13 protein-coding genes and 2 pseudogenes are annotated in these 15,414 nt (G+C 43.3%); 13 read left to right on the top strand and 2 right to left on the bottom strand.

Annotated elements, in window-relative coordinates; genetic code table 11:
- Positions 1 to 197 precede the first annotated feature (197 nt).
- A complete protein-coding gene (locus F6K51_RS23595) occupies positions 198 to 1,439 on the top strand; it encodes an RNA-guided endonuclease TnpB family protein (RefSeq protein ID WP_293024774.1) in 1,242 nt (413 codons plus the stop codon).
- Between the two features lie 31 nt (positions 1,440 to 1,470).
- A complete protein-coding gene (locus F6K51_RS23590) occupies positions 1,471 to 2,208 on the top strand; it encodes a hypothetical protein (protein WP_293024772.1) in 738 nt (245 codons plus the stop codon).
- A gap of 205 nt (positions 2,209 to 2,413) precedes the next feature.
- On the opposite strand, the gene F6K51_RS23585 is transcribed toward F6K51_RS23590, so the two are convergent.
- Positions 2,414 to 4,207, bottom strand: coding sequence for a sodium:solute symporter (locus tag F6K51_RS23585; protein WP_293024770.1), 1,794 nt, complete (start codon positions 4,205 to 4,207; stop codon positions 2,414 to 2,416).
- Between the two features lie 1,208 nt (positions 4,208 to 5,415).
- On the opposite strand from F6K51_RS23585, the gene F6K51_RS23580 reads away from it, so the two are divergent.
- From F6K51_RS23580 to F6K51_RS38530, 11 genes and pseudogenes are all read left to right on the top strand, one after another.
- Complete coding sequence (locus F6K51_RS23580) at positions 5,416 to 5,733, top strand: urease subunit beta (protein WP_293024769.1); 318 nt, start codon at positions 5,416 to 5,418, stop codon at positions 5,731 to 5,733.
- 133 nt (positions 5,734 to 5,866) lie between these two features.
- Positions 5,867 to 7,585 carry an urease subunit alpha gene (gene ureC / locus F6K51_RS23575; RefSeq protein ID WP_293024767.1) on the top strand — a complete coding sequence of 573 codons (1,719 nt, stop codon included), beginning with the start codon at positions 5,867 to 5,869 and terminating at the stop codon, positions 7,583 to 7,585.
- 121 nt (positions 7,586 to 7,706) lie between these two features.
- A complete protein-coding gene (locus F6K51_RS23570) occupies positions 7,707 to 7,889 on the top strand; it encodes a hypothetical protein (protein WP_293024765.1) in 183 nt (60 codons plus the stop codon).
- Between the two features lie 37 nt (positions 7,890 to 7,926).
- Positions 7,927 to 8,241 carry a TMEM14 family protein gene (locus tag F6K51_RS23565; RefSeq protein WP_293024780.1) on the top strand — a complete coding sequence of 105 codons (315 nt, stop codon included), beginning with the start codon at positions 7,927 to 7,929 and terminating at the stop codon, positions 8,239 to 8,241.
- A gap of 338 nt (positions 8,242 to 8,579) precedes the next feature.
- The gene (locus F6K51_RS23560) at positions 8,580 to 8,918 is read left to right on the top strand and encodes a hypothetical protein (protein WP_293024763.1); all 339 of its coding nucleotides are present in this window, start codon (positions 8,580 to 8,582) and stop codon (positions 8,916 to 8,918) included.
- A gap of 273 nt (positions 8,919 to 9,191) precedes the next feature.
- On the top strand, positions 9,192 to 9,794 hold the full coding sequence (locus tag F6K51_RS23555; RefSeq protein WP_293024761.1) for a hypothetical protein: 603 nt from the start codon (positions 9,192 to 9,194) through the stop codon (positions 9,792 to 9,794).
- Between the two features lie 20 nt (positions 9,795 to 9,814).
- Positions 9,815 to 10,138: pseudogene (locus F6K51_RS23550) on the top strand (pyridoxamine 5'-phosphate oxidase family protein); the annotation flags it as partial.
- 40 nt (positions 10,139 to 10,178) lie between these two features.
- A pseudogene (locus F6K51_RS23545) lies at positions 10,179 to 10,493 on the top strand (cupin domain-containing protein); the annotation flags it as partial.
- Complete coding sequence (locus F6K51_RS23540) at positions 10,494 to 10,832, top strand: cupin domain-containing protein (protein ID WP_293024778.1); 339 nt, start codon at positions 10,494 to 10,496, stop codon at positions 10,830 to 10,832.
- 160 nt (positions 10,833 to 10,992) lie between these two features.
- Positions 10,993 to 11,403 (top strand): FAD-binding protein, encoded by a 411-nt coding sequence (locus tag F6K51_RS38535; RefSeq protein WP_364303352.1) that lies wholly within the window; start codon positions 10,993 to 10,995, stop codon positions 11,401 to 11,403.
- A 3-nt stretch (positions 11,404 to 11,406) separates the two neighbouring features.
- A complete protein-coding gene (locus F6K51_RS38530) occupies positions 11,407 to 11,985 on the top strand; it encodes an FAD-dependent oxidoreductase (protein ID WP_364303355.1) in 579 nt (192 codons plus the stop codon).
- 202 nt (positions 11,986 to 12,187) lie between these two features.
- Here F6K51_RS38530 and F6K51_RS23530 read toward each other — a convergent pair whose 3' ends face one another.
- Positions 12,188 to 15,343, bottom strand: coding sequence for a hypothetical protein (locus F6K51_RS23530; RefSeq protein WP_293024759.1), 3,156 nt, complete (start codon positions 15,341 to 15,343; stop codon positions 12,188 to 12,190).
- Positions 15,344 to 15,414: the final 71 nt, after the last annotated feature.

The raw sequence follows: 15,414 nt of genomic DNA, 5'->3' as shown, positions 1-15,414 counted from the left end.
CTTGTTTCGCTTCCCAAAAAGCTCGTGACCGCTACTATCGAAAGATTACCTTCTCTCTGATTCAGGAATTTGATGCCTGGGCCTAAATGTACTGCTAAATGTACAAAAAAAAGTGTCCGTCAGTCAGCTTTATACCTTGACTCCTTAATAGAAAATATATATAATAGTAATTAAGGTCGATAAAGAGGTTGAGTGTAATGAAACATAGAGCCGTCAAAGTCAGAATCTATCCCACCCAAGAACAGGTTCAAATCCTTGCCCAACATTTTGGGTGTGCTCGTTGGTGGTGGAATTATGCGCTAAATCAGTGTATAGAAACCTATAAAGAAACTGGCAAAGGGCTAAAACAATCTGCACTCAACTCTATGCTACCAAAACTCAAAAAACAAAAAGAGACTGAATGGCTAAAAGAATGTTATTCTCAGGTTTTACAATCTGTGAGCCTCAATCTTAGTCGTGCCTATCAAAATTTCTTTGAGGCTAGGGCTGAATATCCTAGGTTCAAATCATATCATCAGCGCCAATCGATTCAGTATCCCCAGAACGTAAAACAAGTTGATGACTGCCTTAAATTTCCTGGGAAATTAGGATTTGTCAAGGCAATAATTCACCGACCACTAGATGGAGAAATCAAAACTGTAACCGTCAGTAAAACCCCCTCTGGGAAGTACTATGCTTCTGTGTTGATGGAATATGATTCGGATTATTTACAGCCTTCCACAAAGGGAAAGTTTATCGGAATTGATTTGGGCATTAAGGATTTTGCTATTACCTACGATGGCGAAAAGATTTCCAAGTTTAGGAATCCAAGGCACTTAGCTAAGTACGAAAATAAACTGGCCAAAAAGCAACGTATTGCTGCCCGAAAGAAAAAAGGCAGTAATGGGCGCAAAAAAGCCAAAAAGATTGTAGCTAAGGTATACGAACAGATTGGAAATGTCCGCCAAGACTACCTCCATAAGCTATCTAGGAAGATAGTTGACAACAACCAAGTAGTGGTAGTCGAAAACCTAAATGTCAAGGGCATGCTGTGCGCTACGCGCACGCTTCGCGAACGTAACCATAAATTAGCTAAAGCAATATCTGATCTAGGTTGGGGAACTTTTGTGAATTTTCTTTCTTATAAGTGCGAGAAAGAGGGGAAAGTGTTGGTCGAAATAAGTCGATGGTTCCCTAGTTCCAAAACCTGCTCTAATTGTCATTACCGAATCAAAAAGTTGCCACTGGATATCAGGACTTGGACTTGTCCAAATTGTGGAACTCATCACGATAGAGATGGTAATGCGGCAAAGAATATTAGGGCAGAAGGCATCAGAATGCTAGCCTCCTCTGGGACGGAGGAGGTCAACGCCAGTGGAGAAGAAGCAAGACCAAGACGTGGACGCCCGTCCAAGTTAAGGCATTCTTCCGTGAAACTGGAAGCCCCGACCTGGCCGTAGGCCACGCTTTCGGCAAAGCCGTTCGCGAAGCGTGGCCTACGGCCTCCGCTGCGCGAACGCGAACAACGTAGTAGGTCGGGGTAGTTCACCTACTTATGCTGAGCAAATGGACTTAGAGACTGAATTTGATATGGCTACTGTCGTCCGAGAAGGCAATCAGCTCAGTAAGAAAAAGCTCTATGGTAATTTTGCCGTGGATATCGTATTGTTCAATGCTCAATTCATTGGTAGTATTACTGGTTTAATGATTGCTTCTATCGTCTTGAGTTGGACTGCTCAAGTAACAGTATTACCCAGCTTTATGCTCTTTGGCTTTGCTGTGGGAACCTTGATTAAGACCCTAGTGATGTACCCAGATTTCAAGCAATCGTCTCGATCGGATATCTTCACCTTAATGTGTGACCCCTACGCCAGTCCTTTGCGTGGTCGTCCCGTGAAACTCCAAGGTGAGTTAATTGGTCGCGGAGATCCTGGCTATAAATTTGGTTCCGATCTCAAGCTTCAAGACCCCAGTGGGATGATTTATACGCGCTATGCTTCTCGCTTTGGTCCAATCGGTAACTTCCTCTTTGGTAGCAGTAAGGTGCAGAACTTAATTGGCTCCCAAGTCAATGTAGTTGGCTGGTTCCGCAGAGGAATTGCCCCTTGGCTAGACTTGATCCACTTGGAAAGCAATAGCGCCACTGTCAACAGTTACCATCGTTTCTGGTCATTGACTGTTGCAGTTGGAGCAATTATTTTGGGATTTGGACTTTTCTTTGTCCTCTGATATCCTGTCCAGTTGTTTCGGTAATCGGTAATCGGGGGGTTTGAGGGAATAGGGAGTAGGGAGTAGGGAGTAGGGAGTAGGGAGTAGTGATGCAGCGCGGTCTTTCCTACTTTTCCCTGTTCCCGATTCCCGATTCCCGATTCCCGATTCCCGATTCCCGATTCCCGATTCCCGATTCCCGATTCCCTTTGTTATACTTTAAAACTTAATCTACTCTCACCTCTTTTGACAGGTGTCTAAACCAATTAAAGTACAAACAAATAGATAGGATAATAAATAAAAACAACAGGATACCAAAATTATCCCAACGTTTCATCATCAACATGATTCCCATTAAAAACAAAACTATCTGCCAAGGAATTCCGATCAATGTAGATAGAATATCCCGCCGATTTTCGTTCCTGATTTTTGCCTGACTATTAGCTGGGAGGTTTTGACGGATTACTCCCCAAAATCCAAACGGTCGAGTGACTCGATAGAAATTATCCATCACCTCCCGGTCAGTTGGCTCAGTTAAAAATGTTCCTACGATACATCCTAGTAATGAGCAAACGCTGGGAATGAGAAACAGCGCATATTCCTGAAATTGAGCGTAATTTAAATTGGGTATTACTATTGCCTTGGTTAAAATAGCCGCTACCATCCCCGCCACTGTCCCAAGGGCAAATCCATAGCCATTAAAGCGCCACCAGTACCATCTCAACACCAGAGGAATAGACAGTCCAGCACCTAGTCCCAGGGTTAGCCATCCCCAAATGTCATTGATATTGGTGATATTGAAACTAAATAGCAATCCCACCACTACAATTACAATTGATGCCCAGCGGCTTTGAATAATTAGTTGTTGGCTAGAGGCTTGGGGATTGATATAAGCTTGATAAATATCCTTAACCCAGTAAGCAGCACTAGCATTGATGATTGAGTCAAAGGTAGACATAGCTGCTGCAATAAAACAAGCTATCAGCAACCCTTTTATCCCCACTGGCACATATTCTGCGATCACCGTTGGTAAGATAAGTTCAGGGTCAGCAATTACCGCCTTAGTGGTTCCGTAATGGATACCCAATACTGCAAAGGCTGTAACCAAGGGCCAACGGAAAGAAAGCAAGATTATCCAAAATAGGGACAGTAACCCAGCTTCGCGATCGCTTTTTGCGGCAAAATAGCGTTGGATCATATAGCCACCCCCGCCGCCAAACCCTACCATAATTTCTTTGAACAGATAGAATAAAATCACGCCACCGAACAAGTTGAATATGGCATAGTCTCCCGGTAGATCAACTGTGATTGGGGGCGAGATGCTGCTCCACTCTGTGAAATTCCAAGTTTGCAATTGCTCAGCCCCAGGAATCGAGACCGAGAAGGTATCCGGGATAGTTGCCGTAGAGAATGCGATCGCACAAATATAGATAATCGCAATAAAAATCAAAATACCTTGAAATACATCCGTCCATACCACGCCGTAAAAACCGCTAACAGCCGTGTATACCAGGGCGAGCAAAATCAAAAATATCGAAGCATAGCGGTCATCAATACCCAGAAATTCCCCCAAGAATTTGCCCCCCCCAACCGAAAAGTAACTCATTGAGCCAATAGCAAAGATAATATTAGCAACAGCACTTATGATCCGAGCCGTATTGCCTTCCCGTCCTGAGCCGAAGCGCAAGTGCATCCATTCCGCCAAAGTCATCACCTTTGCCCGTCGGTTCCACTTGCCCATGAATATCATAAAAATAGCCATAATTAAGACAACGCCACCCCGGATTTCGATGAAAAATCCCTTCGTTCCCAGAGCATAAATTAAGGCGCTGATCACCATCGTCCCAGCCAAATCAGTATTGGAGGCCATTCCAGAAGCCCCCAAAACCCACCAGGGCAGATTGCGATTTCCCAAAAAGTAGGATTCTATACCCTCAGATGCTTTCCGTTGAAGAATAACCCCAAAAAGGACTATACAAATCAGGTAAATAGTAACAATGATGTAATCAACTGGATGCATTAATTTTATTATGAAGGATTAAGGATTAAGTATTTCGGCTTGGGCAATCACTACTGGCTTGATCTCGGAAAAATCAATGGCGACAAGAAAGTTTTGCATGATATCAAGTCCGAAGCGCATTGGTATTGTATAACACAAGAGTCTTCTGCAGGTGTTGAGGCTATGGACTCTCAATACCAATAACAAATGACAACGGACTTTTGACCAAAAAACTAAGACTATAAACGAACGACGCCAGCAGACTTGATCTGATCTAAACAGTCAACTATTAGCAGTCGGCTAACGATATAGCTTTATCCTGGACAAGCAGTTAATATATTCCTCTTCTGTCACTCTCCGAATTAAATAAGTAATAAATATGGAAGTTTATCAAGAATAAAAAAATGGTTTAACCAGAATTATTTACGGGTAAATCTGCCCAACCTAATTCACTTTTAGTTTGTTTAAATCCATATTCCACCCAAGCTCTTATTTGATAGATTTGGCCAACTTTGTCATAGGTGATTTTGGGAATTTTCGTCATGACAAACCAAGTTGAATCGGCTGGTATTCTCTCTTTATCCGTTGTGCTCTCCCAATATTGTCTTAATCCTCTCTTTCCCTAAATAACTTCTCTGTCTTGATGCAAAGGGCGAGTGGTTTGTTCGCGTTCGCCTTTGGCGTGGCCTACGGCCAAGCGCGCCTTTGGCGATAGTTACCGTAAGAGAGGGTCGCCTTTATAGTCAGCAGGTTATGCAGAAAAGGGTTAAATATTTTTGAATAAGGCGACCCTCTCGCTTCGTTTCGTCTGCCGTGGTTTCCCCCACTCGCGCTTTGCATCAAGACAATGGTGTAATCCTTGTGCATTTTCTAACCCTACTACCTTAGCTATCTCTGGTCAACTCTTTCAAAGTCACTAAGCACGTCCCAAATGAATGTATTTAAAGTACTCCTAGGCTCTTACTTCTACAAATAAGTTTTTGTACAGTTCACAGTATGTATCTACTTTTCTCACTGTGGAAGCAGCCTGTCTCGCCTCTACCATACTCGACTGACGGGTTTAATAGGTTTGCTCTTCATTTTACAACTCCCTGAGTGACAGAAGAGAGGTAGATGCGTTTGCCCTGCTTCAGTGTGTCAGTTAAGGCTACAAAAAAAATCGAATTTACGAGATAATCAACTAATTCACGAGATAATAAAAAGCTAGTCAGGGTTTAAGGAGTTAGTTAGTGATTCCAGGCGAAATCATTCCCCAAACAGGGGAAATAGAACTCAATGCTGGTCGTGCAACCATCAGAGTACGGGTAGCGAATACAGGCGATCGCCCTATTCAAGTAGGGTCTCATTTTCACTTCTTTGAAGTCAACGAAGCTCTCCAATTTGACCGGGAAGCCACTAAAGGCATGCGGTTAAATATTCCAGCTGGCACCGCTATCCGCTTTGAACCGGGAGACGAACGAGAGGTGGAATTAGTCACTATTGTTGGTAGTCGTCAGGTCTACGGCTTCAATGGCAAAATAAATGGTCAACTTGATAGCTCAACTTGATATATAATTACTATTTTTTTTCTAAAGCAAGCCCTACCCACAGGTAATCCGAGAGTTTGGCCAAGGGGATAAAATTACCCATTACCCATTACCCATTACCCATTACCTATTACCCTCAATCAAGGAGTTATTGATGAGTTATCGTATGGATCGTCGTGCCTACGCCGAAACTTATGGTCCTACCGTAGGCGATCGCATCCGCTTGGCTGATACAGAACTAGTGATCGAAGTGGAACAGGACTACACCACCTATGGTGATGAAGTTAAATTCGGTGGTGGTAAAGTGATTAGAGATGGAATGGGACAATCCCCCATCTCCCGCGCTGAGGGTGCTGTGGATTTGGTGATCACTAATGCCCTCATCCTGGATTGGTGGGGTATTGTTAAAGCCGATATTGGTATTAAAGATGGCAAAATAGTCAACATTGGCAAAGCCGGAAATCCCTACATCCAGGACAATGTCACTATTATTATTGGTCCTAGCACCGAAGCAGTTGCTGGGGAAGGAATGATTCTCACTGCTGGGGGGATTGATGCTCACATTCACTTTATTTGTCCCCAACAGATTGAAACTGCGATCGCATCTGGTATCACTACTATGATCGGCGGTGGTACAGGTCCAGCCACTGGCACTAACGCCACAACCTGTACTCCTGGTGCTTGGAATATTCACCGGATGCTGCAAGCTGCCGATGCATTTCCTGTGAATCTAGGGTTTTTAGGTAAAGGCAATAGTGCCAAACCCGAGGGATTACAGGAACAAGTGATAGCAGGTGCCATGGGATTGAAGCTGCACGAAGACTGGGGGACTACTCCAGCCGCTATTGATACCTGTTTAAGTGTGGCGGATCAGTTTGATGTCCAGGTGGCAATTCATACCGATACCCTAAATGAAGCCGGGTTTGTGGAAAATACCATTGCTGCCTTCAAAAACCGAGTCATTCACACCTACCACACCGAAGGAGCAGGGGGAGGTCATGCTCCAGATATTATTAAAGTGTGTAGTGAAGCTAATGTATTGCCCTCTTCTACCAATCCTACCCGTCCCTATACCCTTAATACCCTAGAAGAACATCTGGATATGCTCATGGTGTGCCATCACCTAGACCGGGGCATTCCTGAAGATGTGGCCTTCGCTGAGTCCCGGATTCGTCGGGAAACTATTGCTGCTGAGGATATCCTTCATGATTTAGGGGCTTTTAGTATGATTGCCTCTGATTCTCAAGCCATGGGACGGGTGGGTGAAGTGATTATCCGTACCTGGCAGACAGCCCACAAAATGAAAGTGCAACGGGGAATGTTATCCACCACTACTGGGGAAACTGGGGAAAATGACAATTTCCGAGCCAAGCGTTACGTTGCCAAGTATACGATTAATCCTGCGATCGCTCACGGAATTGCTAATTATGTCGGTTCCATCGCAGAAGGGAAGCTAGCGGATTTGTGTCTGTGGCGTCCAGCCATGTTTGGAGTCAAGCCAGAGATAGTGATTAAAGGTGGTGCGATCGCATGGTCCCAAATGGGTGATGCCAATGCTAGTATTCCCACACCCCAGCCGATTCATATGCGTCCGATGTTTGGTAGTTTTGGTGGTGCGATCGCAGCCACATCCGTTACCTTTGTCTCCCAAGCTGCCTTAGACCAAGACATCCCAGCTCAAATTGGCTTACAAAAATCTGCTGTTGCCGTTTCCAACACCCGAAACTTGAGCAAGACCGACATGAAACTCAACGATGCCTTGCCACAGATTGAGGTCAATCCAGAAACCTATGAAGTCAGAGCTGATGGGGAATTATTAACATGCGAGCCCGCAACGGTTTTACCCATGGCACAGCGTTACTTCTTATTTTGATAATAGCAGTTATCAATTGGGTGAGGTACAAATCCTTGGGTTTTAGGGAGCAGGGAGCAGGGAGTAGGGAGTAGGTGTAATATTTGTGGAGTTGGAGACCCGGAGCCAGGGAGGGGGGGGAGTGAACAAAAATCCTGTGTACCTGATGAGTATGATAATTGCTATAGCCGTTATAGGGTTTACCATATTTATAAGGTACATTCAACTAGTTACCCCTACTCCCTACTCCCTACTCCCTACTCCCTACTCCCTACTCCCTAATGTTAAGTTTTCTGCTGAACTGACCATAGAGGTATCGAGCTAGAGGTATAACTTAGTTCAGTTTGACAAAAAATTTAATGATGAATCTAAGTATTGCAGCAGTACTCTTATACGGCATCTTAGCCCTGATCGGGGGAATCATGGGCTATGCTAAAGCCAAAAGCAAAATATCTCTCATTTCTGGTATAATCAGCGGTTTATTGCTAATATTTGCTGGAATAATGCAGCTTCAAGGACAACCCTGGGCACAAACCTTAGGGATAGCCGTAGCAGCTGCACTGGTGATTGTCTTTGCCATCCGGCTCGCTAAAACTCGCAAGTTTATGCCAGCTGGACTCATGATCATTGCTGGTGTGGTGTCTCTAGGGGTGATGCTTTATCCAGCTATGGCTTAAAACCAGGCTTTTATATAGTCCCCCCTGAATGCATTTGATCAACCAGAAAAGCACACCATGGATTTTTACACACAGATACCGGATAGACTAACCGATAGACTAATCTGAGTCTATTTGGTATCTGTGTACATCGGTATCGTGCTGAGAAGAGCAAAATGCCAACAGTCTTAGCCCCTAAACTTCCTTTGAGCTTATTTTTATTCCTGTCTTCGCAGTTGACTTATGTATAAATACTATCTATAAATCCTATTTATAAATGGTATGATTGGGCTAGAAACCCCTATAGCCTAGGCGGTGCTTTACCTGTAACCTTACCAATAGTAATAATTATTAGTCAAGTGTCTCTCACCACAGATCTCTATTATAACTCAACCAGTCCAGCCATCGCCAGGACTGCTAACGGTAGCCGTAACTTGGTTTTTGAAGAATTAGCCGAAGTGAGTCCGATGGATCAAGCTGTTTCTCTAGTGTTGATCAATCCCCAACAGCCTAGTTATGAGCCTAGTTATTCTTATTTCCAAGAAGTCCAGTTTAACAATCCCATAAATCTGGAAAATGTGGTCAGACCGACAGTCAATTTTCTTGAAAACCCTCAATCTACCCTACCTGTCGAGAATCTCGTTATTGGTTTTGTCCTAATTTCCATCTTCTCTTTCATATTTATGAAGAGTTCTTGAAAGCTCAAAACCCCCGTGCTTGGGGCGGGGGACGAAAGCTACACCAAGTCTAGTACCTTGCGTTTCTGAGTTAGTAATTTTTAAGGTATAAATCCAGGTTAATTAGCTATAAATAAGAGCTTGAGCAGCCAAACAATTCGGTATTATTTCCAGGAATTATCGATTATTTGGCTGAATTATTATTACTTGTTAAGTGTTAAGTATTACTTTAAAATTGACCTTTGACAAGTAACAAGTAACAAGTGTCAAGTTTAAAACCTAGGAGAGATGTGAATGTCCTACAGTGATTTTAAATCTCTAGACACACTAGCTTCTCTAGGGATTGATATGCTAGAACCTGTGCCATCTCTGATTCAAGCAGACCCAATTTACCCCAGTGACTTTCTTCAGGAAGCTCTCAGACGCTTTGTGCCACTAGCAACTGCTATCAATACTGAAAAAGCTCGCTCTGAATATCTAATCGCTCCTATTTTAAGTGAAATTACAGTCATAAACCCTCGTATTAGTCTGTTTTCTGGCAAAAACTTTAATGTAGATCCAGCACAGGGACTTACTGGATTTTTTGATTTCATCCTTACTGATAACCCAGATAAGTTAACGATCAAAGCTCCAGTGGTGGTAGTGGTAGAGGCAAAAAACGAAAATATTAATGAGGGACTCCCTCAATGCCTGGCTACGATGTATGCAGCTCTATTGGTTAACCAAAAAGAGCCAGAGATGGCTGAGCGAACAGTATATGGAACTGTTACGACGGGACAAGTGTGGCGATTCCTGGCTCTGACACCAGAAGGCAAGGCGATGGTGGATCTTAATGACCGCTATTTAACACCTGTGGATGAGTTACTGGGAGTGCTGGTTGCTATGACAACTCGATAGTTTACTAAGTCAACAGTAACGGTTGGCCTGACATCCAGTTTCGTGGAGGACCTAAAGGATTCCTCAAAGTTCTGGACGATAAAACCTTGGGTTTTGTGGATTTTCAAGGAAATCTGCAATACATCAGTGTCGGTAACTTGTCTGAAAGCGATCGCGTTTTTCTATTTTTGATGGATTACGCTCACCGTCGCCGATTAAAGATTTGGGGAAGAGCTCAAGTTATTGATAACAACCCACAACTGCTCAATCAATATTCCCTAAAACCCAGGACTCTGTACCTCACCCAATTAAAAACCGCTATAAGTAGTCGGACAGGTGATGATAGTAGCAATCTCAAGCAATAATTAGAGATTCCAACAATAAACCTAATTTCAGGAGGTTACCATGCAGATTCATGCAGATTTAAGTCAACGAGTTGTTGTCTATAGCGAAGAGCTACCTTGGGTTGATTCTCCTATGGCCGGTGTACAGCGTCGGATCTTGGAAAGGGATGGAGAGGAAGTAGCCAGAGCAACGTCTCTAGTTCGCTATGAAACTGGTAGTTCCTTTTCTGCTCATACTCATGGTGGTGGTGAAGAATTTCTGGTTTTAGATGGCATATTTTCTGATTAAAAAGGAGATTATCCCCCTGGTACTTATGTCCGCAATCCCGTAGGTTCAAGCCATACTCCTAAGAGTGAATCAGGTTGTACGATTCTGGTGAAACTATGGCAAATGTCTCCTGAAGATCAAGAGCGAGTAGTAATCGATACAACTAACAACTCTTGGGTTCCAGGTTTAGTTAAAGGATTACAGGTAATGCCATTACATACTCATAGTACAGAGAATGTTGCCCTAGTGAAATGGGAACCTGGAACTGTTTTTAAACACCATAGTCATTTTGGGGGAGAAGAAATTTATGTAATTGACGGGGTGTTTGAAGATGAACATGGAACTTATCCTAAAGGAACTTGGATACGTAATCCTCATGGCAGTACTCATACTCCCTTTAGTAAAGAAGGCTGTTTAATTTACGTTAAAACAGGACATTTAAATTAAATGTAAATTTAATTCTAATAGTTTTTATAGCGTTTCTAGGATTTATGAGGTATGGTTATCAACCTCAAAGTCCCCCTTGATAAGGGGGATTTAGGGGGATCCCTTTGTACCTCATGGCATAGATAATTGCTATCTTCCAAATCACTACAGAGATAATATCATGAAACTCAAAAAACAAAATCTTCAAGAATCCACTGACAAAATTTACGACACAATTATTGTGGGAGGTGGCGCAGGAGGTCTCTCTGCGGGAATCTATCTCCAGCGTTACTTACTCAATACTTTGATTATCGATAAAGGCAAAGCCCGCTCTTTTTGGATGCAGGAACTCCACAACTACCTGGGTTTACCTCCCGATACCCCTGGTCGTTCTGTTCTTAGACAAGGTAAAGAGCATTATTTGTCTATCGGTGGCGATTTACTAGATGCTTTTGTCGAAGAAGTAATTGATGAGGGTGAGACCTTTGCTGTGCGAGTAAAAGTCGGTCGAAACAATAGTGAATACTATACCTTTCGGGCTAAATATCTGATTGCTGCTAGTGGCATTATTGACTATTTGCCAGCCTTGTAAAATATGCGAAATGTCTATGATTACGCAGGTTATAACCTCCAGGTCTGTCTCATTTGTGATGGTTATGAAATGGCTGATAAAAAGGTGGGGGTATTTGCTAGCACTGCAGGTAATGCGGAAGTAGTTTTTCCTCTGGGTTGGTTTACTTCTGAAATTACTTTATTTACCCAAGGATTGTTCGAGGTAAATGATGAATTGGGACAAAAAATACAACAACAGGGTTATCAAATCATAGAAACCCCAGTTGAGCAATTTTTAGGGGAAGACCATCAGATGACTGGAGTGGAATTAACCGATGGTCGAGTAATTGAGTTAGAAGCTGGCTTGATTTCCATGGGTTCCAAATACCATGCCCAATATCTAGATACATTTGATTTGGAGAAAAAGGGAGGGAATCTGGTTACAGATAAGATGGCCCGCACTTCCCATCCTCGTATCTTTGCCATTGGTGATTTAAAGGTAGGACTGAATCAGGTTGTCATTGCTGCTGCCGATGGAGCATTAGCAGCTACTCAAATTTGGCGGGATATCCGTCGTAGTCAGCCTCCCAAAGCCGCTAATACCGATAGGGTTTTGCGGTGATTAGGTTTAGCAGCTGCAGATCCTGAATGTCTGAGTTTGAGGCAATTTTTCCTTTCCTTTGCCTGCTATATTATGTTGATGCAGTCGCTGCCCATGAGCGACTGCATTGCTTGTGGAAGTGGTACAATTTGTTGTACGTTAGTAAAATGACTCATGAAAATTATCAGTGTCACCGAAGCTAGAGCCAATTTGTTGTGTCCTTTTACTTAACCCATGTAAGGCTCAATACTGCTGACCCAATCTTAATCTGATGGGTGGCTTTTTGGTTAGTATTTTCCAATACCTGCTTAGCCTGATCAGCTTGTTTTAGTTTTGTAATTAACTCATCTAACTTCAGTGCTGGTTGTCGTAGATAAGAAACAAGATAATCATGCACCAATTGATAGCGGTGAGCAACAATATCCGGTACCTTAACCACCAACCCCGACTCTACTAAAATCCTTAACACCAACTCTAATTTATCAGCTTCTGTTCCTAAATGATTAGCTAACTCAGCCTTGGTCTTCAGTGGACGATTCCCTTTTTCATCTGTCAGTAAATATAGCACCAGTTCCGCCACCTGCTGATTCTCTGGTCCACAATCCTCCACTACTCCAGTCAAATACCGCGCCATCAATCCTTGCTTTGAACCCCCTTCCCAATAGTGTTCCAGGGTAGTAATACTCTCGGCCTGCAATTGCGCTCCTACTACCTGCAATTCAATCGGACGTACTTCCGAGAACTCCCCAGCTAAATCCTGTACCAATTCTTCAATCAAAGCTGGTTCCAGGTAAAAATGCGATTGTTTAGTTAATTGCTCAATCACCGACTTGGCATCATCTCGGGAAAAATTCCCTAAAGGATAGCGCACATGCTTACTCAATATGTCATTGCCAATAATTTCCATACTCAGCATGGGATTAGCGCTACCCGACCATGCTGCGCGTTCGCTGAAAGCGGGACTCTCGGCAGAGCCGACGCTACGCGAACGTCCATCGCATTCGAGTAAATAATGGAGATAATCCTCCCGCATCGACAGAATCACCTTCACTGACGGACTAGTAAGACACTCTCCTAGGAATTCAAAAAATTGCCGTCGCTCAGCTTTATCCAGGTAAACAAAGAAAAATTCTTCAAACTGGTCAAAAATCAGTACTGTCCGCAAATTGTGCTGTTCATTTTGCCGCAATTGCTGTATAATAATATCTGGACTTTGTAGAGATGTTCCATGCAATGTCTCTAAATTTATTCTATTTAATGCCTCTGCCAATAACCGTCCCAATTCTTCTACCCAATTGCTATAGACTGCCATCACTACAGGCAACACATCTTCTGTACCAATCACAGTCTGTTTCAACCCTGGTACTAATCCCCCATTCACCAGAGAACTCTTGCCCACCCCCGATTCCCCATGAATCACAATTAGCTTGTAATCATTGCTTCCAATCCGTTCAATCAAGCGATTCACATCCTGCTGTCGCCCAGATGCCGCAATTTCTAGCGCTATAGTTTTTCGATTCTCCTCCTCTAGGGGGGCAAGGCGTTGCGCTCCGATCAAATTTGTTGGCAACCCCACCAACCTTATCCGTTGTCGTGGCTGTAATCGACTAGCACCAATAAACCCTCCCCAACCATACTGTTGCGCTAACGATTGTTGATATTGCTTAAGTTGGAAAGCTTGGAGATACTGCCCCTGCTGGAAATAAAGCGATCGCAATCCCTGCAAAATCCGACTGTAAAACCGAGGATTATCCTGAGGTGCAATAACCCTTGCCTGTTCTAGGTGTTGGAGTGCAGCTTCAGCTTCACCTAGCCGTTGCTCAGATTGAGCTAACAGTAGTAGATACAGACTAGTTTGAAGTGAGTGCATTGTCTGGAGTGCATTCTCCTGAATGCCGACTCCTGAGTTAAGACATGGTTTTGTGCCCTCTGTACCCTCTGTTTCCTCTGTTTCCTCTGTGCCCTCTTGTGCCACACCAGAGGAAACTGTCGCTATAGTGTCTAATGCTTTCTGAGCATTTTGCTTAGCCTCTTGCCAACGAGATTGGTTAAGAGCGACTTCTGCTAAAAATCCGTAAGCTTGGGCTTTTAGTGGTGCCAGACCTTGCGCCCCTAATAGGATTTGGCGTTGCTGTAACCCTAGGGCATTGTGAGCTAAGTGATACAAATCATCCCAATCCTCTAGACGTTGCATCACCTCACCTAGTTGATTGATCAACTTAGTGACTAAATCATGACGATTCAACTGCTCAAACCTATCAAGACACTGCTGGAATAATCCTCTAGCATCGTTCCAATAGAGACAGTTTTCTGGTTCCCGAGACTTTTCCCCCTGCTGGAAATAACACAACCCAATGTAAAACAGGACGATTCCCTGACGCTCCAGGAATTGCTGATCAGAAACGGTAATCTCATTTACCGTAGTATCACTCCCGTTTTCTAAGTTATTTATATCTTCTAAATTATCTAGATATTCTAAGTTATCTAGATATTCTAAGTTATCTAGATATTCTAAGTTATCTAGATATTCTAAATTATCTAAATTAGATGAAGAAACATTTTTCCCACTCTCCCCATCTCCTGATCTCCTGATCTGGTAATCTCCCCATCTCTCAGTCTCCCTTGGCGCTGGTTGCCAAAATGCCAAACTTTGCTCATAGTGAGTTACTGCACTACCCAACTGAGAGTTAGCATAGGCCTGTTGACCGCGAAGGAATTCTATACTAGCTTTGAGCGCAGGTTCTAGGGTTTCACCGCGATGCTGTAAATCCTTCAGAGCAGCATCAATTTCCCGGTAACGTAGAATACCTATATCAGTAGGGACAAAATATGCTATAATATTAGATTTTAAAATATAGTCAAAGATAGCATCGGTAGTCTCTTTGAGTTCAGTAATTAAGGTTTCTGTTGCGATCGCGTAGCGGTTCCAAAGGAACATCGCAAATTCTATCGGTGTCCCCAAACTCTCGAAATCTGGAGCAAACTGGGTTAGTTGCTGCTGAACCTCATCTGTAATCCATAACACTAAGGGGAAAGGAAGATTTTTCTGAAACTCTTCGAGCACTTGATTAGTAACACTCAGCATCTGTGCTAGATTCTGCACCGATTCTAAGCCCAACACCATCACAGCACTAGGGCGTTCTTCTCCCACTATTGACCGAATGGTGTCATAGAGCACGTTGTCTGATGGCTTAAGGGTTACGGTATGAATGTCAAGGTCCCAGAGTGTTGATAATTGCGCTACCAAACGGAAACGCACCCTAATATAATTACAGCGGGCTAAAATCAGCTTGAACTGTCCCTGAGAGGCTTCTACTGCCGACGCCAGTTTTTTCAGGGCATGCTGATTATCAGTTGCGATCGCATTAGAGTTATCCATCGACCAATGTAGGGTCTTCCCGCCATTTAAGTAGCCATCTCAACTCTCAACTCTAACATCCAAACTCCAAA

This window comes from Moorena sp. SIO3I8 (assembly GCF_010692325.1).
GTDB lineage: Bacteria > Cyanobacteriota > Cyanobacteriia > Cyanobacteriales > Coleofasciculaceae > Moorena.
The sequence above is the reverse complement of the archived record's forward strand: the minus strand, read 5'-3'. Positions and strand labels throughout refer to the sequence as shown.